Below are 17,937 nucleotides of genomic sequence, written 5' to 3' on the forward strand. Positions count from 1 at the left end.
GGACCCGCGTAGACTGCCGCGCGTGGCCAAGGTGACGCGGGATGATGTGGCAAGGCTGGCGGGGACTTCCACCGCGGTCGTCAGTTACGTCATCAATAACGGACCAAGGCCGGTCGCCCCGGCCACGCGCGAGCGGGTACTCGCAGCGATCAAGGAGCTCGGCTACCGGCCGGACCGGGTCGCGCAGGCGATGGCCAGCCGGCGGACGGACCTCATAGGACTGATCGTCCCGGACGCGCGCCAGCCGTTCTTCGGCGAGATGGCGCACGCCGTCGAGCAGGCCGCCTCCGAGCGCGGAAAGATGGTGCTGGTCGGCAACTCCGACTACCTCGACGAGCGCGAGGTGCACTATCTGCGCGCCTTCCTGGGCATGCGGGTGTCCGGGCTGATCCTCATCAGCCAGGGCCTGAGCGAGAACGCCGCCGCCGAGATCGAGGCGTGGGACGCCCGCGTGGTGCTGCTGCACGAGCGCCCCGAGGCGATCGACGACGTGGCGGTGGTGCTGGACGACATCGGCGGCGCGCAGCTGGCCGTGCGGCATCTGCTGGAGCACGGATACGAGTACGTGGCGTGCATCGGCGGCATCGAGATCACCCCGACCGTCGGCGACCCGGTCACCGACCACGTCGAGGGCTGGCGCCGGGCGATGCTGGAAGCCGGGCGGTCCACGGAGGGACGGCTCTTCCAGGCCCCGTACAACCGGTACGACGCCTACAAGGTCGCCCTGGGGCTGCTGTCAGGACCCGACCGGCCGCCGGCCATCTTCTGCGCGACGGACGACCAGGCGATCGGCGTCCTGCGGGCGGCGCGCGAACTGCGCATCGAGGTGCCCGGAGAGCTGGCGGTCGCCGGCTTCGACGATGTGAAGGAGGCGGGGCTCACCGATCCGCCGCTGACGACGGTCGCCTCCGACCGGCCCGCGATGGCGCGTGCGGCCGTCGACATGGTGCTCGACGACGCGGTACGGCCCGCGTCCTCGCGGCGGGAGCGGGTGCGGCAGTTCCCGTCGGCGCTGGTGGTACGGCGGTCCTGCGGCTGCGCGTAACCTCCGCGCGATCCGGCCCGGGCCGTCTTTATCTCGGGCATACCGACTTCTGTCGGGCTTCTCAGCGGGCACTCAGAAAGTTCTCATACTCGCTGAGCACAGTCATAGGCATGACGGAGAACACGCCCCGCAGCGGCGATCACGAGCCCCCGCAGCACCCGCAGCCCCCCTACGGCGGGCACTCGTACGGCGCCTGGTCCGGTGGCTACCCCACGCCGCCCCCGCACGCGCCCCAGCAACCCGTCACCACCCCCTCGGGGATCACCGTGTGGCCCGGGAGCGCTGACGGGAGCGGCGGCGGGAGCACCGGCGGGAGCGGCGGTCGCCGCAAGCGGCGCGTCCCCAGGTCCGCCCTGCTGATCGCGGCGGTGGCGGCGGTCTCGGCGCTCGTGGGCGGCGGGGCGGCGGCGCTGGTCACGAACGCGGCCCAGAAGTCGGACAGCTCCACCACGACCACCGTCGTCAACGCCACGTCCAGCAAGGTCGGCGGGGTCACCGCCGTCGCGACGGCGGTCAGCCCGAGCATCGTGGAGATCAGCGCCACGTCCAACAGCGGTCAGTCCACCGGCTCCGGCGTGGTCATCACCAGCGGCGGCGAGATCATCACCAACAACCACGTCGTCGCCGGTGCCGACACCATCAAGGTCACCTTCAGCGACGGCAGCAAGAAGAGCGCGACGGTGGTCGGCACGGACAGCGGCAAGGACCTGGCCCTGATCAAGGTCTCGGGCGCGAGCGGACTCAAGCCCGCCACGCTCGGCGACTCCAGCGCCGTCCAGGTCGGCGACCAGGTCGTGGCCATCGGCTCGCCCGAGGGGCTGACCGGCACCGTCACCAGCGGCATCGTCTCCGCGCTCGACCGCGATGTGACCGTCTCGACGGACGAGAGCCAGGGGCAGGGGCAGGGGCAGGGGCCGGGCGGCAACGGTCGCGGGCAGTGGCCGTTCGAGTTCGGGGGCGGCCAGTACAACGGCGACGTCGGCTCCTCGACCACCACCTACAAGGCCATCCAGACGGACGCCTCGCTCAACCCCGGCAACTCAGGCGGCGCGCTCATCAACATGAAGGGCCAGATCATCGGGATCAACTCCGCCATGTACTCCTCCGCCGCCGACCAGGGCTCCAGCAGCGCGGGCAGCATCGGCCTGGGCTTCTCCATCCCCATCAACACCGTCAAGGCCGACCTCGACAACCTGCGCAGCGGCGGCAGCGGCGGCGGCACCAGCAACAGCTGACCGGCCCGCGCCCGTCCGCCCGTGCGAGGCTGAAGGCAGCGGATCCACCCACCGCTCCGCCCTACCGCTGCCGCGTTCCGTCGACTCCGAGTGAGGAACCCGTTCCATGAGCCCCGCCGAGCACGGCGACCAGCCCGCCCGCATCCTGATCGTCGACGACGAGCCGGCCGTCCGCGAAGCCCTTCAGCGCAGCCTCGCCTTCGAGGGCTATGTGACCGAGACGGCCCTGGACGGGCTCGACGCGCTGGAGAAGGTCGGCGCGTACGACCCCGAGCTGATCGTGCTCGATGTGCTGATGCCCCGTATGGACGGGCTGACCGCCGCCCGGCGGCTGCGCGCCACCCAGGTGACCGTGCCCATCCTGATGCTCACCGCGCGCGACACGGTCGGCGACCGGGTTACCGGGCTCGACGCGGGCGCCGACGACTACCTCGTCAAGCCGTTCGAGCTGGACGAGCTGCTGGCCCGGATCCGCGCCCTGCTGCGCCGCAGCTCGTACGCCGCGGCCGCGGGGGCCGTCCCGGAGACCGGCGACAACGAGCTGACCTTCGCCGATCTGCGGATGAACCTCGCCACGCGCGAGGTGACCAGGGGCGGGCGCCGGGTCGAGCTGACCCGCACCGAGTTCACGCTGCTCGAGATGTTCCTGGCCCATCCGCGCCAGGTCCTCACCCGCGAACAGATACTCAAGGCCGTCTGGGGCTTCGACTTCGAACCGTCGTCCAACTCGCTGGACGTGTATGTGATGTATCTGCGCCGCAAGACCGAGGCGGGCGGTGAGCCGCGGCTCGTGCACACCGTGCGCGGCGTCGGCTATGTGCTGCGCGCGGCCGGGGGCGGCACACCGTGACGAACCGCTTCCGCAGGCTTCCGCTCCGCTCGCGGCTGGCGCTGCTGACCGCGGTGGCGGTGGCGGTGGCGGTCGCGGTGGCGGCCTTCGCGTGCTGGTTCCTCACCCGTCAGGAGCTGACCGGCGCGCTGGACCAGAAGCTGCGCGACAGCGTGTCCCCGGACCGCATCCAGCGACTGGTCGGCCTGTCTTGTTCGTCTCAGCCGCAGACCAGCGACCACCTGGGGCCCGGCGCCGCCGGGGTGCAGTTCGTCAGTCAGGACGGCGAGCGGTGCGTCATCGGCTCGACGGCGGTGAAGGTGACGGACAAGGACATCGCCGTCGCGGCCGGCCGGCTGCGGGAGGTCATGCGCAACGGCACGACCACATCCGGCGACGCCGTCCGCGTCTACACGAGGCAGATGCCGGTCCGGGTGGACGGCGGCCCCGGCGTGCTGACCGTGTCCGTCTCCCGTCCCCTCGACGAGGTGACCGGTCCCCTCAACACCCTGGCGCTGGTCATGCTCCTGGTCGCGGGCGCCGGTGTCGTCGGGGCCGGGGCCGCCGGCCTGTGGATCGCCAGGACCGGGCTCAAGCCCGTGGACCGGCTGACCGAGGCGGTCGAGCATGTGGCCCGCACGGAGGACCTGGCCGTACGCATCCCCGCCGAGGGAGACGACGAGATCGCCCGGCTGTCCCGCTCCTTCAACTCCATGACCGCCGCCCTCGCCTCCTCCCGCGAACGGCAGCAGCAGCTGATCGCCGACGCCGGCCACGAGCTGCGTACGCCGCTCACCTCGCTGCGCACCAACATCGAGCTGCTCGCGCGCAGCGAGGAGACCGGCCGTCCGCTGCCGCCCGACGACCGCAAGGCGCTGATGGCCAGCGTCAAGGCGCAGATGACCGAGCTGGCCGCGCTCATCGGCGACCTCCAGGAGCTGTCCCGCCCGGACGCCCTGCCCGGCGCCGGACCGCTCCAGGTGGTCGGGTTGCACGAGGTGGCGGGGGCCGCGCTGGAGCGGGCGCGGTTGCGCGGCGCCGACCTCACCATCAACGCCTCGCTGGCGCCCTGGTACGTACGGGGAGAGGCGGCGGCGCTGGAGCGGGCACTGGTCAATCTGCTCGACAACGCGGTGAAGTTCAGCCCTTCGGGTGGTGTGATCGACATCGTGCTCAAAGACGGCGACTTCACCGTTCGCGACCATGGCCCCGGCATCCCCGCCGACGAACTGCCGCATGTCTTCGAACGGTTCTGGCGCTCGCCGTCCGCCCGCGCCCTGCCCGGCTCCGGCCTCGGCCTGTCCATCGTGGCCCGCACCGTGCAGCAGTCCGGCGGCCAGGTGGGGCTCCAGCCCGCGCCGGGCGGAGGGACGGTGGCCTGGATCCGGCTCCCGGGCGCGCCCACGGAGCCGCCGGAGGGACTGGAGCCTTCGGGGCCCTGACCTCTCAGCCGCCGTACACGCCTGACTCAGCGTGCGCACAGGCTCGGGCGCGAGGTTGGAGCCCATGCATGAGACAGCCCGGATTCTGGTCGTGGACGACGATCCCGCGGTGCGGGACACGCTCGGCAGAACCCTGAGAACCGAGGGGTACGCGGTCGACACAGCCCAGGACGGCCTGGAAGCCCTGGACCGTCTCGAACAGGGACCGCCCGACCTGGTGCTGCTCGATGTGATGATGCCCGGCCTGGACGGGCTGACGGTCGCCCGCCGCATCCGGGCCGCCGGCGACACCGTGCCGATCATGATGGTCACCGCGCGGGACTCGATCGGCGACCGGATCGTCGGCCTCGACAACGGCGCCGACGACTATCTGACGAAGCCCTTCGCGGGCGAGGAGCTCCTGGCCCGGGTGCGCGCCCTGCTGCGCCGCGGCGCCCACCGCCCCGCCCCGGCCCCCGCCCTCGCCTCTGCCCTCGTACCGGCGGCCGGTGCCGCGCCGCAGCCGCCCGCGCGGCTGTCCTTCGAGGACGTGATGCTGGACCCGGGCACCCGCCAGGTCACCCGGGCCGGGCGGCTGCTGGAGCTCACCAAGACCGAGTACGCGCTGCTGAAGCTGTTCCTCACCCGCCCCCGCCAGGTGCTCACCCGGGCGGTGATCCTGCGCGATGTGTGGGGGTTCGACTTCGAGCCGACCTCCAACACCCTGGACGTGTATGTGATGTACCTGCGGCGCAAGACGGAGGCGGGCGGCGAGCCGCGGCTGCTGCACACGGTGCGGGGGGTCGGCTATGTGCTGCGCGCCCTGGTGGGGGAGTAGCGAACGCCGAACGCCGGGCGGGCTGGATGGTTCTCATCCAGCCCGCCCGGCGTTCGGCGGGGCGTCAGCTCCCCGCGAGCGGGGCGGGGAACTGCCCTGTGTCCGTGGGTTCCGCGAGTCCCGTGCCGTTCTGCGAGCCGTGCAGCCGCGCGTACGCCCCGCCCAGGGCCAGCAGCTCCCGGTGCGTACCCGTCTCCACCACCCGCCCGTGGTCGAGGACGAGGATGCGGTCGGCGTCCGGGGCCAGGTTCAGATCGTGCGTGATCATGATCGTCGTACGGCCGGACATCAGCCGCCTCAGCGGCCTGACCACCCGCCGCGCTGCCAGCGCGTCGAGCCCGGTGGTGGGCTCGTCCAGGACCAGGACGGGCGCGTCCCGCAGCATCGCGCGGGCGATCGCCACGCGCTGGAGCTGGCCCCCGGACAGCCGGGCGGTGTGCGGGTCGATACGGGTGTCGTAGCCCTCGGGCAGGGCGGTGATGAAGTCGTGGGCCGCCGCGTCGCGGGCCGCCTGGACGATCTCGTGGTCCGTGGCCCCCGGCCGGCCGCAGGCGATGTTCTCGCGGATGGTGTCGTGCAGGATGAGCGTCTGCTGCGGCAGGAGCGTGACGTTCTCGCGCAGGAAGGCGAGCGGCATGGTGTGCAGCGGCACCCCGTCCAGGCGCACGGAGCCCTCGGCGGGGTCGTAGAAGCGCAGCAACAGCTTCGAGACGGTCGACTTGCCCGCCCCGCTCGCGCCGGTGATCAGCACGAACTCCCCCGGCCGGGCCGTGAGCGAGACCGCGGCCAGGGTGCGCTTCCCGGCGCCCGGGTAGCGGAAGCCGACCCCGGCGAACTCCACCGTGCCGTGCACCCGCCAGGGTGCGACGGCCGCTCCCGGCGGCGGGTCGGCCACGGCGGGCTCGGCGTCGAGGATGTCCAGCAGCCGCTCGGCGCCCGCGGTGGCGGCGGTGAGGGTGAGGCCGAGCTGCCCGAGGTTGCGGATCGGCGGGTAGAGGTAGCCGAGGAAGGCGGCGAAGGCCAGCAGCTGTCCGATGGTCATCCGGCCCTGGGAGATCTCCCAGGCGCCGAGCCCGATGACGGCGAGGACGCACAGCGTCTCGATGACCTCGACCAGCTGCTCGTACAGCTCGCTCATCCGCGCCCCGGCCACCGACGCGCGCATCCAGGCGCGCGCCTCCCGGCGCAGCCGCTTCTCCTCGGCGGCCTTCCGGTTGTAGGCCTGGGTCAGCACGATGTTGCCCAGCGACTCCTCGACGACCGAGGTGATCGCGCCGTCGGCGACGCGCTCCTCGCGCGCCACGGTCTTGATCCGCCCGGAGAAGCGCCGGGCCGCCAGCCAGAACAGCGGCGCCAGCACCAAGGTGGCCAGCGCCAGATCCCAGCGCAGCCAGAAGGCGGCGGTGGCGAAGAAGACCGTGCTGAACAGGGCGGACACGGTGCCCACGACGCCGGAGACCACCATCTGCTCGATGGCCTCGACGTCCCCGGTGAGGCGCTCGACCAGATCGCCCTGGCGGTGGCGCTGGAAGAAGTGCGGCGGCAGGTCCTGGACATGGCCGAAGACGCGGGCGCGCAGGCGCAGCACGAAGCGCTCCGCGGTCCACACCGCGAGCGAGTTGCCGGTGTATCCGACCGCCGCGCCGATGACCGCCACGGCGAACCACTGCCCGGCGGGGGACCAGAAGGCGCTGAGCGAGCCCTCCTGGAGGGCGTGGTCGGTCAGGTCGGAGAACAGCAGGATCGCGGCCGTCTCGGCGAGCGCGGCGGCGACCACGCAGGCGCAGATCAGCACCAGCCAGCGGCGGTCGCCGCTGGTCAGCGGCCAGAAGCGGCGGAAGGCCTGGCGCGCGGGCAGCTGGGGGGTGGTCTGCTCCGTCGGCTCCTCCTCGCCCGCGCCGCCCTCGTAGGCGTACGGCTCGGCGTGGCGGCCGTACGGGCGGGGCCGTCCGGAGCGCCGGTGGCGGCCGCGCCCGGGGGCGGGCTCGGCTCCGGCCGCCCGCAGCCGCATCGTCGGCTGGTCCGGCGGTTGTACTGAGGGTTGTGCTGGGGGCCGTACTGGGGGCACTGTCGAGGTCACTGTCTCTCCCGCTCCTGGCGTCGGTCGGCTTCCGAGTCGGTGGCCGTGCCGGGGCCGGACATGGCCGAGGCGGGCCCGTGGCACAGTGCCGCGGGCCCGCCTCCGGTATGTGGGTCAGCCACCGATCGGGCGCCGGTGCTGGTGCTTCTTGTGCTTCTTGGGCGCCGGCTTCGCGGGCTGGTGCTTCTTGTCCTCGGGCTTGCGGGCGGGCTTGACGGGAACGACCTTGCGGATGCTCATGGTGATTTCCTTTCGGGTTCTTCTTTTTCGGTGTCTCGCCGTTCGGCTTCGACACGGAAAACATTAGGAGGGGTTTCCGTGAGTGGGATCGGAGGAGCCTGTGTGTTTGCCAAGACCCGCATGAACGAATTCTCAGACGATTCCTGGAACCGCGGGCGGGGCAGCTGCGTCCACGCGTGTACGCGCACGTCGAAGGGGCCGGTGGCGTGTGCCACCGGCCCCTTCCGTGACCTGTCCCGACCTGGGTTCAGATCGGCCCTGCCTGTGCTCAGCCCTCGATCGGACGGCGCGGGGGCTTCTTCGGGCCCTTCTTCGGCTTCGGCAGCGGCTTCGGGAGCGGCTTGCGCGAGTGCTTGGGCTTGGGCAGCGGGGCGACCTTCTTGAAGCTCATTTCAATTCCTTTTCCGTGTTCCTCTGCCGCACCTGTCCGGCGCGGCAAGAAAGACACTACCGAGGAATTCGGCAACGGAAAGCCAAATGCGATGAGACCTGGTTAAGGAAACAATGAGCTTCCTTCATGTGCTGTTTGAGAATCCTCATCGAGGGTCAGCCGTCCGCCCGGCGGGCGGTGCCCACGGCCAGCCCGGAGCCCGTCAGGTCGGCCCGGATGCCCTCGCGTTCGACGGTGATGTTCCGCAGCCGCAGGCCCTTGGCCTGCTTGGGGAGGTGGAAGGAGAACGCGACCCGCTCCGACAGCTCCCGAACCGGCAGCCGCATCAGGGCCCGGGCCGCCACTGGGTCGACGCCCGCCCCCTCCAGCGCCTCGGGGTGGTCCGAGACCAGGTCCACGAGGTTGGCCCGCATCAGCCTGTCCGTGAACCCCGGCCGTTCCATGATCCGGCTCAGCGCCTTGTCGTCCCGCAGCGCCAGGCGGGTGGCCTCGGGCGCGACGCCGAGCTGCCGCGCCACCGACGGCACGGCGAGCAGCGCCCGCGCCTTCGTCCTGTCGCGGCTGATCCGTTCCGCCGCCTCCGAGTGCAGCCGCAGCCGGGCGGGCCGTCCGGGCCGGTAGGTGGCGATGCCGGGGACGTCGAGCCACATGCCGCTGACGCTGGTGGCGACCCCGCGGTCGCCGTCCCGCCGGAGGTGCGCCAGGGCGTGGATGCGCACCTGCCATCCGGCCACGGGCAGTTCGCCGGCCGCCCGTACCGAGTTGCCGTCCAGCGCGCTGAACCGCACGTGCGAGGCGCCTATGTCGCGCTCCAGGTCGTCGAAGGAGAGCAGTACGTCCCCGTCGACCTGGGCCGCCCTGGCCCCGTCGACGGGCAGCGGCAGGTCCCCGAACAGGCGGATGTCCGTGGCCTCGGCCCGTATCTTGGCGAGCGACACCTGGTCGGCCGGTACGTCGCGGAGGGTGACGTCCACCCCGTCCAGGCGCTTGCCCAGCACCTGGGTGAGGAACGGGAACCCGTGGATGTTCACCTCGGGCGCCGCCGCCAGCCCGAGCTTCCGCTGGAGCGTCTGCTCCGCCCGCTGCTCGGCGTACAGCACGGCACAGCGGTCCACCAGCACCAGCAGCGCGGCGCCCAGCAGAAGCCCGATGACCACCTTTCTGGTGCGCGGTACGCGGGCGAACCCCCGGGGAACCTTTCGCTCCGGGTCCGGGTGGTCGCTTTGGGGGGATGGGCGGGACAGGGGGGAGAACATGCGCACGGGGGATCGCATCACTCCATCCCAACACGCCCGCCCGGCTTGAACGCAAGCTCTGCCGGAGGTTCGTGGCGAACAGCACGGAGCCTCCGGCGTCAGTCCGGGCCCGCGTCGTCGGGCGTGCCGTGCGCCAACTCCGCCAGCACGCCGAGCGCGTGGGAGAGGGTGTCCGGGGGCGGCGAGGAGAGGGCGAGCCGTACGGCGTTGGGCGCGTGGCCCGGCCCGACGGCGAACGCCCCGGCCGGTGTGACCGAGATGCCCCGCCGGGCGGCCGCGGCGACGAACGCCTGCTGCGGGAGGGCATGGGCGGCTACGCCGACGAGGTGCTGTCCAAGATGGTGGCACCGCACAACATCCAGGCACTGCCCGCGGTCGCCGAGCACGTCCTGGCCATGATGTCCGGCACCTCTCCGGAGGGCGCCGCGGCCGCGCTGCGCGGCCGGGCCGAGCGGCGGGACTACACCGACACGCTGCGGGACATCGCGGTGCCGACCCTGGTCGTGGTCGGCAGCGACGACGAGTTCACCCCCGTCGGCGACGCCCGCCTCATCCACGAACGCGTCCCCGACTCCACCCTGGCGATCATCGACGGGGCGGCGCACATGCCGAACCTGGAGCGTCGCGACGAGTTCAACGCGGCGCTGGGACGCTTCCTCGACGCGCTGCCCGCCACCGCCACCGCCACCTCGGCACGGTGATCGCTGTGAGCACACCACCGACCACGGTTTGGGTCACGGGCGCCAGCAGCGGTTTCGGCGCCGCGATCGTACGGCGGTTCGCGGCGGACGGCGCCCGTGTCATCGCCTCCGCCCGCCGGGCCGAACGACTCGGGGAACTCGCCGCGGAGCTCGGCTCCCATGTCCTTCCCCTGGAACTCGACGTGCGCGACCAGCAAGCGGTCGAGCGCGCGATCCACGCCCTGCCGGGGGATTTCGCGGACATCGACATCCTGGTCAACAACGCCGGCCTCGCCAAAGGTCTCGAACCGGCCCACGAGGCCGATGTCGACGACTGGCAGCAGATGCTCGACACCAACTGCAAAGGGCTGCTCCACTGCACCCGAGCAGCCCTGCCGGGCATGGTCGCACGCGGCCGGGGCCATGTGATCAAGCTCGGCTCGGTCGCCGGTACCTACCCCTACCCGGGCGGCAACGTCTACGGCGCCACCAAGGCGTTCGTGCACCAGTTCAGTCTCAACCTGCGCAGCGACCTGCACGGCACCGGCGTCCGCGTCACCTGTGTCGAACCCGGGATGTGCGGCGGAACCGAGTTCTCCACCGTGCGGTTCCAGGGCGACCAGGAGAAGGCCGACGCCGTCTACGCAGGGATGCGGCCGCTCGGTGCCGACGACATCGCCGAGTCGGTGCACTGGGCGACCTCGCAGCCGGCGCACGTCAACATCAACACCATCGAGCTGATGCCCGTCGCCCAGAGCTTCGCGGCGTTCCAGGTGCAGAGGGCCTGAGGGCCTGAGGGCCTGAACGGGCGGGGCGAGTAGCGTGTCGTCCATGGCCCGTTCCAGCCCCACCCGTCGGCTCGTCGTCGGCGCCGACACCTATCTGTGGTCGGTGCGCCACCTCCACGAGGGCGGCAAGCGGCCGGACATCTCGACCTGCCGGGAAACCCTGTCCCTCCGCCAAGAAGGAAGCAGTGGCCGCCTGGTGCTCGCCTTCCACCAGCCCCCGGCCATCGGCCCCACGAGCACGGTCGGCGACCCCGACCGCGGCTGGCTGAACCTCCACGAGCCGGGCGTGGTCCGCGCCTTCCTCGACGCGGCCCTCGCCCAGGGCTGGCAGCCCGGCGCGAAGTCGGGACAGGAGATCGACGGCTGGACCCTCTTCCCCGAGGCGCTGCGCGCCCGCCGCGCCCAAAGCGATGGTGGGGCGGACACCCCCTAGCTGCCGCCGGCGCTGCCGGGGGCCGGGAGTTGGGCTTCGAGTCCGGCGAGGAGGGCGCGAAGGCCGCGTTCGAGGGTCTGCTCGGGGGCGGCGGCGTAGTCGGCGGCATACGGCTCCGCCAGACGCGCGCGAAGGCGGGGGAATTCCTGGGCGACCTCCGCCGCCTTGGCCATGGTGGCCCCGATGAGCTCCTGCGCGTCCTGGCCGTCCCGGGTCAGGCGCCGGTTGAGGGAGACCATGGCCGCTCCGCCGAGCGCGTTGCCGAGTACGTAGGTGAAGACAGCCGCGGCGACCTGGTCGGCGTCGCCGGGGGCGAAGCCGGCCCGCTCGTACAGGGCGAGGCAGTGGTCGTCGTACCGTGCCTTGCCCGGGCCGTGGAAGAGGTACGAGCCGAATGCCTGCACCAGCCACGGATGGCGCTCGAACATGGCGTGCAGATCCACGGCGAGTGACACGGCCGCGGAGCGCCAGTCGGCCGCGTCCGGTTCCGGCAGCTCGATCTCGTGCCAGACCAGGTCTCCGGCCAGCAGGACGAGATCGTCCTTGTTCTTGACATGCCAGTAGACCGCGGTGGCCGCGCTGTCCAGGCGCTTGCCGAGGCTGCGCATGTTCAGGCCCTCGAGGCCTTCCTCATCGAGCAGTTCGACGGCGGTGCGGACGATCTGATCGCGGGTGAGCGTGTTGCGTGGCATGGGCCCACGATAGGGCGGCCCCGGTCTCTTGCACAAAGTTCAGGAACCTTCTTGCACTTAGTTCAAATCCCTGGCTAATCTGCACTTGCACTTAGTTCAAGAACTCCAGCGCTGAGACCGGCGCACCGTTCCGAGGGGGAACCGGTCATGAACGTCTTCATCGCCACCATGCAGCTGTCCGTCGCCGGCGCCTTCGTCAGCATCCCGGTCGTCCGGTCCCGCTTCGGGGCGATCGCCACCTCCGCCGCCAAGGCCGAGCTGAACCGTCAGGGCGTGCGCACCACCGTGCTGGAGGAGAACGGGATGCGCTTCGACGCCGGCGGCCACGAGACCTGGGCCCCGGTGTCCATCGCCGCGGTCCTGGCCGCCGCCGCGGTGCTGAACCTCATCGGCGACTCCTGGGCCGGGATGCTCAGCTGGATCGTCCTGGGCCTGGTCCTGGCCATCAACTGCGTGATCCTCTACAGCAACCTGACCGCCACCGCCTCGGTCCAGGCCACCTTCGCCCGCAAGGGCGACCCGGAGCTGGCCCGCATCGACGTCGCTGCTTTGCTGAAGGCCGCGGAGTCCGGCTTCCCCCGGTGGGTCTGGGTCCTCCAGAACGCCCGCCACGTCATCGTCTTCGGCGCCAGCGGCCTCGCCCTCGCCACCCTCGCCCTCGTCTGACCCCACCCCGTGACCCCACCCCGTGATCCCACCCCGGTGCCCGCCCCCGCCGCGCGAAAAGCGATGGTGGGGCGGGCTTTCAGGGGTGAGGATGCCGCCATGAACAAGAAGCGGCTCACGCATATACCGGCTCCGGAGGGCGTCGCCCCCGGGACGGGCTACACCAACGTCGTCATGGGCTCCGGCCGCCTGGTCGCGGTGTCCGGGCAGGTGGCGTTCGACGCGCAGGGCGAGCTCGTCGGCGCGGGCGACCCCGCGGCGCAGGCCCAGCAGGTCTTCGAGAACCTGCGCCGCTGCCTGGCGGCGGCGGGCGCCACCTTCGACGACGTCATCAAGCTCACCTACTACGTCACCGACGTGGCCTACCTGCCCGCGATCCGGACCGTACGCGACACCTTCGTCGACATGGCGCACCCGCCCGCCAGCTCCGCCGTCCAGGTCGCGGCCCTGTTCCGCCCCGAACTGGTCCTGGAGGTCGAGGCCTTCGCGCTCGTGGCCGAGCCGACAGTGGGAGAGTGAACGGTGCGCCACCGGCGCGGTGTCGGTCCGCGGGCTCAGGGCTCAGGGCTCAGGTGAGGGCGGCGACCAGCAGGGCGAAGGCGGCGATGATCACGGCGACGCGGACGTAGTGGTAGCGGTCCCAGCGGTTCATCTGCTCCTTCCAGTCCTCGGGCCGGTTCTCGGGGGTCCACGTCTTGCCCTGGTTGTTGATCGGGACGAGCAGCAGGATCGACATGATCACGCTGAGGATCAGCAGCGCGCCGGCGGTGACGACGAGGCCGGCGCCGTGGTGGTGCCATCCGGCGACGGCCCAGACCGCGACGAGGACGAGCGAGCCGATGTACCAGAACGGCATCACGGCGCCGAGCATCCGGCCCCCGTGGGCGCGGCCGAGTTGGCCACTGTCCTCGGGGAGTGCGTTGAAGATCCGGTTCATGACGAAGGCGACGGAGAACTCCACCCCCACCATCACTCCGACGACCACGGTGGTGAAGACCTCAAGCGCGTCGAGCATGACGACCCCTCCTGGTATCTAGCGTTGATAGCTGATGTGGCAACGCTAGTACTATCGCAGCTTGCTTGTCTAGCGGTGCTAGGATCGAATCATGTCGGTACAGGAACGCAAGCAGCGCGAACGGGTGGAGCGCGAGCGCCTCATCGTGGCGACGGCCCGCGAACTCGCCGAGCAGCAGGGCTGGGACGCGGTCACCACCCGTCGGCTCGCCGAGCGCATCGAATACAGCCAGCCCGTCCTCTACAGCCACTTCCGCGGCAAACGGGAGATCATCGGCGCCGTCGCCCTCGAAGGCGCCGCCGAATTGGCCGCCGTAGTGCGGGCCGCGACCGCCGCCGCGGACGGCCCGCGCGCCCGGGTCACCGCCCTCGCCCGCGCCTACCTCGACTTCGCCGAACGCAACCCGGCGGTCTACGACGCCATATTCCAGCTCGACGGCGGCCTGGCGTACGCACAGGAGGACACCCCGGAACCTCTCAAGGACGCCTTCGCCGCCCTGCTGGAGACCCTCGACGAGGTCGCCGGGGACGGCGTCCACCCGGGGCTGTTCACCGAGACGTTCTGGGCGGCCCTGCACGGGCTGGCGACCCTGACCCGGACGGGACGGCTGCCGCCGGAGGACACCGAGTGGAGGACGGAGCTGCTGGTGGACCGGCTCGCCATGCTCTGACGCACCGTCCCGGCGGGCACGCGGCCGGGGCTGCGATGCTCATTGATCACGACCCGATACGTGCCCTAGACGGCCCCCCGCCAGCCCAGCGCCGGGCCCAGCCGGGTGGCGATGTCGGTGAGGATCTGCACGTAGTCGTCGTGCTCGAAGGTGAACGGCAGCGCGAACGCCACCTCGTCGACCTCCCGGAACCCGGCGTGCGCGTAGAGCCGTTCGGCGATTTCGGCCGAGGTCCCGACCAGATCGGGCGCGAACATCATCCGCGCCGGCCCCTGCGGCGAGGCGGTGCGAGGCGTCCGCTTCCGGGCGTACGCCTCGTACTTCGCCCGCTGCTCCGGCGAGGCGGTGTCCGTTGGGATGACGACGAGCCCCTGGGACACGCGGGCGCGGTCGCCGTCGGGGTGGTGGGCGCGGAAGGCCCGGATGTGCGACAGCTGGATCTCGGCGAAGTCCTCGGACTCCTCCGCCTTGACGACGCTGCTGGTCAGGAAGTTCATTCCGTGCTCACCGGCCCACTTCGCCGACCGCAGGCTCCCACCGCCGTACCACAGGCGACGGCCGAGGCCGGGGGAGTGCGGCTGGACACGGTCGGAGAAGGCTTCGAAGCCCTCCACGCCGCTGAAGCCGGTGGCCGGTTCGCCGCGCACGAAGCCCAGCAGCCGCCGTACGCGCTCGAAGCTGAAGTCCTCGCTGTCGGCGGTGTCGGGATACAGGGCGCCCTTGACCTCGTCGTAGCGCATCGGCGGACCGACGCTGACCCCGGGGTTGAGGCGGCCCCCGGACAGGAGGTCGACCGTCGCCAGGTCCTCGGCGAGACGGAGCGGGTTCTCCCAGCCCAGGGGGATGACGGCCGTGCCCAGCTCGATGCGGCGGGTGCGCTGCGAGGCCGCGGCCAGGACGGCGACGGGGGAGGAGATGCCGTACTGAAGATGGCGGTGGCGCACCCACGCGCTGTCGAACCCCAGCCGCTCGCCCAGCTCGATGATCTCGAGGGTGGACTCGTGGCCCCGGCGGGGGTCGGCCTCGTCGAACAGGCCGATGGTCAAGAAGCCCAGCTTCCGCAACGGCTCCGAGGTCAGCGGCACAGCGCCCTCCATCGTCCGCGGTGTGCTCTGCCGTACACCGACGCCGTCCCGATTCTGGCAGCCGGTTGTTGCACAAACCTGTCTAAGACTTATCCCGTATGTGTGTGCGGGGGCGGCCGGTGTGCGGTCGTGTCGTTCCGGCGTGGGCCTTGGGCCGCTGGGGTGCGGGTCTGGTCTCATCCGGGGTTGCCACGGTGCACTTTCCGGCGTTTCGCCGAGCAGAGGCCGTCTGTTGCCGGGGAAGGGTGTTCCGGCGGGGTTCGGCTGCCGCGCGGGTCCGGCCCGAGGGCTCGGACTTCGGTGCGGTTGACTCGGACAGGGCTTCTTGCAGCCCTTGGGCGAAGAGGATCTGGGCGGCCCGGGCCCGATGGTGGTCGAGGCGGGCGGTGGTGGGGTCGTCGGGGTCGGTGAGGGTGGTGAAGGCGGCCAGGGCGGCGGAGACCAGGTCACGGTCGCCGCGCAGCCCGCATCCGCCGTCGGCCGGGTCGCAGTGGTGGATGCGGTCGCGCAGGGATTTGGGTGTGCGTCGGCCGCACAGGCAGTGCTGGGATAGGGCGGTGGTGATGGTCGAGGCGCGCAGGAGGCGTCCGCCGGTGGCCGTGCACTCGGCGGCGAGCGCGGTGATCAGCCGTCCGGGGGTGGTGGCCGAGCAGGTACGGCCCCACAGGCGGAACCAGGCGCGGATGTCGCAGTCCTCGACGGTCAGGTTCGGGCCGTGGGCGGCGACCAGAGCAGCGGCGATCTTCTTCGCCCGGTGGTGGGATGCCTCGGCCGCGCTCGCGGCCGCGGCGCTGTGGCGGGCCCGCAGATTCCGGTATCCGGTGCTGAGCGTGTCGCGGCGGTAGGCCTGCCGGGGTTTCCCGGTCGTGGTGGTGTGCCGGGGTCCGGCCGGGACGGTCACGGTCTTGGCGGGCAGGCCTGCCGCCTGTCGGCGTTCGTCGCGGGTCTGTTGGCGGCGGGAGGGGCGGTACTGCCGGGGGTTGGTGGCGCGGCGGGAGCGGTCGAGGGCGCGCTGGCGTCCCCGGGCCTTCTTGCGTGCTGTGGCCAGGGCGTGTTGCTCCTGCTGGGTCAGGGTGATCCGGTCGGAGTACACGCCGCCGTCATCGGGGTCGAGCGTGGCGGGGAAGGAGACGACGGCGAGGTTGGAGACGTTGCCGTCCACCCCGCCGACACGCCGCAGGGCGGCGGCCTGGCGGCGCCGGGTATGGGTGGCGGGGGAGGCGTAGCCGCGGGCGAGGACCATCAGATGGGCCTCGTAGGCCCAGCCGCCCGGGGCGGCCGGATCCCGCCTGCGCACCAGGTCGATCTTGTGCCACCGGCTCGGGTCGTCCAGGTAGTGCAGCAGATAGGGCCAGCGTCCCGCGCCCTGCGGCAACCGCACTGGCAGGACGATGTCCCCACCTCCGGTGGGCCCACCGGCAAAGACGACAGTCAGCGGCCCGGTGTGGTCGAACCAGGACGCCGCCCTGCTGCGACCGCGCCCCCGGGCATCGACAGTCCCGGTAGGGATGCCTCCCGTGGGCCGGGCGGGGGCGGGCATGCGGTGCGGCTGGGCCAGCACCCGTATGCCCGGCACCAGCCGTGAGGCCTGGGCGGGGGTGGTAACAGAGGGCGGCAGCGCCGGGTGCCGGAATGCCTCCAGGTGTCCGGCGAGGGTGCCGTGCAGGCGGAAGGTCTCCCACTTGCGGTCGGTGGTGTGCGAGCGGGCCCGGCCCGGGATACGGGTGTACTCCCACCACGTCCCGGTCCTGGGACGCCCGGCCCGCCGCCCTGAGGCGTCCTGGTGCAGATGACGGGCCACGCCGGCCCACACCTCGTCGGCCTGGTGCATCACCAACGCCTTCGACACATGATCGCTCAACCAGCGTGAGCGCTCCAGATGCCGATACGCGCGCCGTTCCAGCCCGGTGCGGGACAGGCCCAGGTCGGCCCGCCAGGCCTTCACGTCCCGCTCGCGCCGCACACCACCGGCCCAGTAGGCGCCGGCCACGTCTCGCGCGTCACGCTGCAGGGCGCGTTTGACCTGCCACATCGCCGAAAACAACTGCTCGACCCGGCGGCGGACACTCGCGTCGCCGACGACCAGCGGCAGCCGGATCACCGACACCGGCGCATCCTTTGCCCGCCGCCACACCTCACCCCGATTCGGCCCCCGAAACCGCCGCCCCGACCCAGGCGCAGGAGCAGGAGCAGGAGCAGCCGATGATTGACCCGCCACCTCATCCCCCCTCTCCCGGACCAGCGTCAGCGTCAGGCATAACGTCATGAAGTCTGTTCGGGTTACGGTCAGTTGTATGGAACTTCGTCTCGCCATCTGCCGTTCAGCTCATTTGAAGGCGTGGGGCGGGGCTGTCCGGGCCGCAGCTGTATGCCCTGGTCACCCGTTTGTGGCGGCGCCGTCCTGACAGCGGGTGCGGTCGGCCCTGGTCACTTGCCTTCGGTGACCGGGTGCTGCTGGTCGTCCTGGGCTACCGCACGAACCTCACCATGGAGCAGCTGGCCGCGCTGTTCGCCACCACGGACTCCACCGTGCACCGGGTCACCGCCGACCTCGCGCCGCACCTCGCCGCCCT

Annotated in this window: 20 protein-coding genes and 1 pseudogene; 12 read left to right on the forward strand and 9 right to left on the reverse strand. The window is 71.7% G+C overall.

Going from position 1 to position 17,937, the window contains the following annotated elements; translation table 11 throughout:
* The first annotated feature begins 22 nt into the window (after positions 1-22).
* From ACH4S9_RS46510 to ACH4S9_RS46530, 5 genes are all read left to right on the forward strand, one after another.
* A complete protein-coding gene (locus ACH4S9_RS46510; protein WP_311724565.1) occupies positions 23-1,045 on the forward strand; it encodes a LacI family DNA-binding transcriptional regulator in 1,023 nt (340 codons plus the stop codon).
* Positions 1,046-1,155: 110 nt separating this feature from the next.
* Positions 1,156-2,280, forward strand: a complete 1,125-nt coding sequence (locus tag ACH4S9_RS46515; RefSeq protein ID WP_398377654.1) for a S1C family serine protease — start codon at positions 1,156-1,158, stop codon at positions 2,278-2,280.
* A 106-nt stretch (positions 2,281-2,386) separates the two neighbouring features.
* The gene (locus ACH4S9_RS46520) at positions 2,387-3,130 is read left to right on the forward strand and encodes a response regulator transcription factor (protein WP_311724563.1); all 744 of its coding nucleotides are present in this window, start codon (positions 2,387-2,389) and stop codon (positions 3,128-3,130) included.
* Positions 3,127-4,551, forward strand: a complete 1,425-nt coding sequence (locus tag ACH4S9_RS46525; protein ID WP_398377657.1) for a sensor histidine kinase — start codon at positions 3,127-3,129, stop codon at positions 4,549-4,551. The genes ACH4S9_RS46520 and ACH4S9_RS46525 overlap by 4 nt, the downstream gene beginning before the upstream one ends.
* A 64-nt stretch (positions 4,552-4,615) precedes the next feature.
* Positions 4,616-5,368, forward strand: coding sequence for a response regulator transcription factor (locus ACH4S9_RS46530; protein WP_398377659.1), 753 nt, complete (start codon positions 4,616-4,618; stop codon positions 5,366-5,368).
* A gap of 64 nt (positions 5,369-5,432) precedes the next feature.
* Here ACH4S9_RS46530 and ACH4S9_RS46535 read toward each other — a convergent pair whose 3' ends face one another.
* The 5 genes from ACH4S9_RS46535 to ACH4S9_RS46555 form a co-directional block, all read right to left on the reverse strand.
* Entirely contained in the window at positions 5,433-7,379 is a 1,947-nt protein-coding gene (locus ACH4S9_RS46535; RefSeq protein ID WP_385347029.1) for an ABC transporter ATP-binding protein, read from the reverse strand.
* A 183-nt stretch (positions 7,380-7,562) separates the two neighbouring features.
* Positions 7,563-7,688: a hypothetical protein gene (locus ACH4S9_RS46540; RefSeq protein ID WP_311724559.1), complete on the reverse strand. Its 126-nt coding sequence runs from the start codon at positions 7,686-7,688 to the stop codon at positions 7,563-7,565.
* A 268-nt stretch (positions 7,689-7,956) separates the two neighbouring features.
* A complete protein-coding gene (locus ACH4S9_RS46545) occupies positions 7,957-8,079 on the reverse strand; it encodes a hypothetical protein (protein ID WP_311724558.1) in 123 nt (40 codons plus the stop codon).
* Positions 8,080-8,234: 155 nt separating this feature from the next.
* On the reverse strand, positions 8,235-9,353 hold the full coding sequence (locus tag ACH4S9_RS46550) for a DUF2993 domain-containing protein (RefSeq protein WP_398377662.1): 1,119 nt from the start codon (positions 9,351-9,353) through the stop codon (positions 8,235-8,237).
* Positions 9,354-9,433: 80 nt separating this feature from the next.
* A complete protein-coding gene (locus ACH4S9_RS46555; protein WP_385347093.1) occupies positions 9,434-9,688 on the reverse strand; it encodes a hypothetical protein in 255 nt (84 codons plus the stop codon).
* Here ACH4S9_RS46555 and ACH4S9_RS46560 point away from each other — a divergent pair.
* The 3 genes and pseudogenes from ACH4S9_RS46560 to ACH4S9_RS46570 all read left to right on the forward strand — a co-directional run.
* Positions 9,620-10,036: pseudogene (locus tag ACH4S9_RS46560) on the forward strand (alpha/beta fold hydrolase); the annotation flags it as partial. The gene ACH4S9_RS46555 and the pseudogene ACH4S9_RS46560 overlap by 69 nt on opposite strands.
* A gap of 5 nt (positions 10,037-10,041) precedes the next feature.
* A complete protein-coding gene (locus tag ACH4S9_RS46565) occupies positions 10,042-10,803 on the forward strand; it encodes an SDR family oxidoreductase (protein WP_398377664.1) in 762 nt (253 codons plus the stop codon).
* A 43-nt stretch (positions 10,804-10,846) separates the two neighbouring features.
* Positions 10,847-11,236 (forward strand): hypothetical protein, encoded by a 390-nt coding sequence (locus tag ACH4S9_RS46570; RefSeq protein ID WP_385347019.1) that lies wholly within the window; start codon positions 10,847-10,849, stop codon positions 11,234-11,236.
* Here ACH4S9_RS46570 and ACH4S9_RS46575 read toward each other — a convergent pair.
* Positions 11,233-11,928, reverse strand: coding sequence for a TetR/AcrR family transcriptional regulator (locus tag ACH4S9_RS46575; protein ID WP_398377665.1), 696 nt, complete (start codon positions 11,926-11,928; stop codon positions 11,233-11,235). The genes ACH4S9_RS46570 and ACH4S9_RS46575 overlap by 4 nt on opposite strands.
* A 147-nt stretch (positions 11,929-12,075) precedes the next feature.
* Here ACH4S9_RS46575 and ACH4S9_RS46580 point away from each other — a divergent pair, with 147 nt between their 5' ends.
* Both ACH4S9_RS46580 and ACH4S9_RS46585 read left to right on the forward strand, forming a co-directional pair.
* Complete coding sequence (locus tag ACH4S9_RS46580; RefSeq protein WP_398377667.1) at positions 12,076-12,594, forward strand: hypothetical protein; 519 nt, start codon at positions 12,076-12,078, stop codon at positions 12,592-12,594.
* Positions 12,595-12,693: 99 nt separating this feature from the next.
* Positions 12,694-13,113, forward strand: coding sequence for a RidA family protein (locus tag ACH4S9_RS46585; RefSeq protein WP_398377669.1), 420 nt, complete (start codon positions 12,694-12,696; stop codon positions 13,111-13,113).
* Positions 13,114-13,162: 49 nt separating this feature from the next.
* On the opposite strand, the gene ACH4S9_RS46590 is transcribed toward ACH4S9_RS46585, so the two are convergent.
* A complete protein-coding gene (locus ACH4S9_RS46590) occupies positions 13,163-13,609 on the reverse strand; it encodes a DUF1772 domain-containing protein (protein WP_352133495.1) in 447 nt (148 codons plus the stop codon).
* Between the two features lie 91 nt (positions 13,610-13,700).
* Here ACH4S9_RS46590 and ACH4S9_RS46595 point away from each other — a divergent pair, with 91 nt between their 5' ends.
* On the forward strand, positions 13,701-14,279 hold the full coding sequence (locus ACH4S9_RS46595) for a TetR/AcrR family transcriptional regulator (protein ID WP_311724550.1): 579 nt from the start codon (positions 13,701-13,703) through the stop codon (positions 14,277-14,279).
* A gap of 65 nt (positions 14,280-14,344) precedes the next feature.
* On the opposite strand, the gene ACH4S9_RS46600 is transcribed toward ACH4S9_RS46595, so the two are convergent.
* Together ACH4S9_RS46600 and ACH4S9_RS46605 are read right to left on the reverse strand one after the other, a co-directional pair.
* Positions 14,345-15,364: an LLM class flavin-dependent oxidoreductase gene (locus tag ACH4S9_RS46600; protein WP_398377672.1), complete on the reverse strand. Its 1,020-nt coding sequence runs from the start codon at positions 15,362-15,364 to the stop codon at positions 14,345-14,347.
* 82 nt (positions 15,365-15,446) lie between these two features.
* Complete coding sequence (locus ACH4S9_RS46605) at positions 15,447-17,471, reverse strand: transposase (protein WP_398377674.1); 2,025 nt, start codon at positions 17,469-17,471, stop codon at positions 15,447-15,449.
* A 341-nt stretch (positions 17,472-17,812) separates the two neighbouring features.
* On the opposite strand from ACH4S9_RS46605, the gene ACH4S9_RS46610 reads away from it, so the two are divergent.
* Positions 17,813-17,937 (forward strand): transposase family protein (locus ACH4S9_RS46610; protein ID WP_385347086.1); only part of this gene is annotated, 125 nt, incomplete at its 3' end.

This window comes from Streptomyces sp. NPDC021225 (assembly GCF_044332865.1).
In the GTDB taxonomy this organism is placed as follows: Bacteria; Actinomycetota; Actinomycetes; order Streptomycetales; family Streptomycetaceae; genus Streptomyces.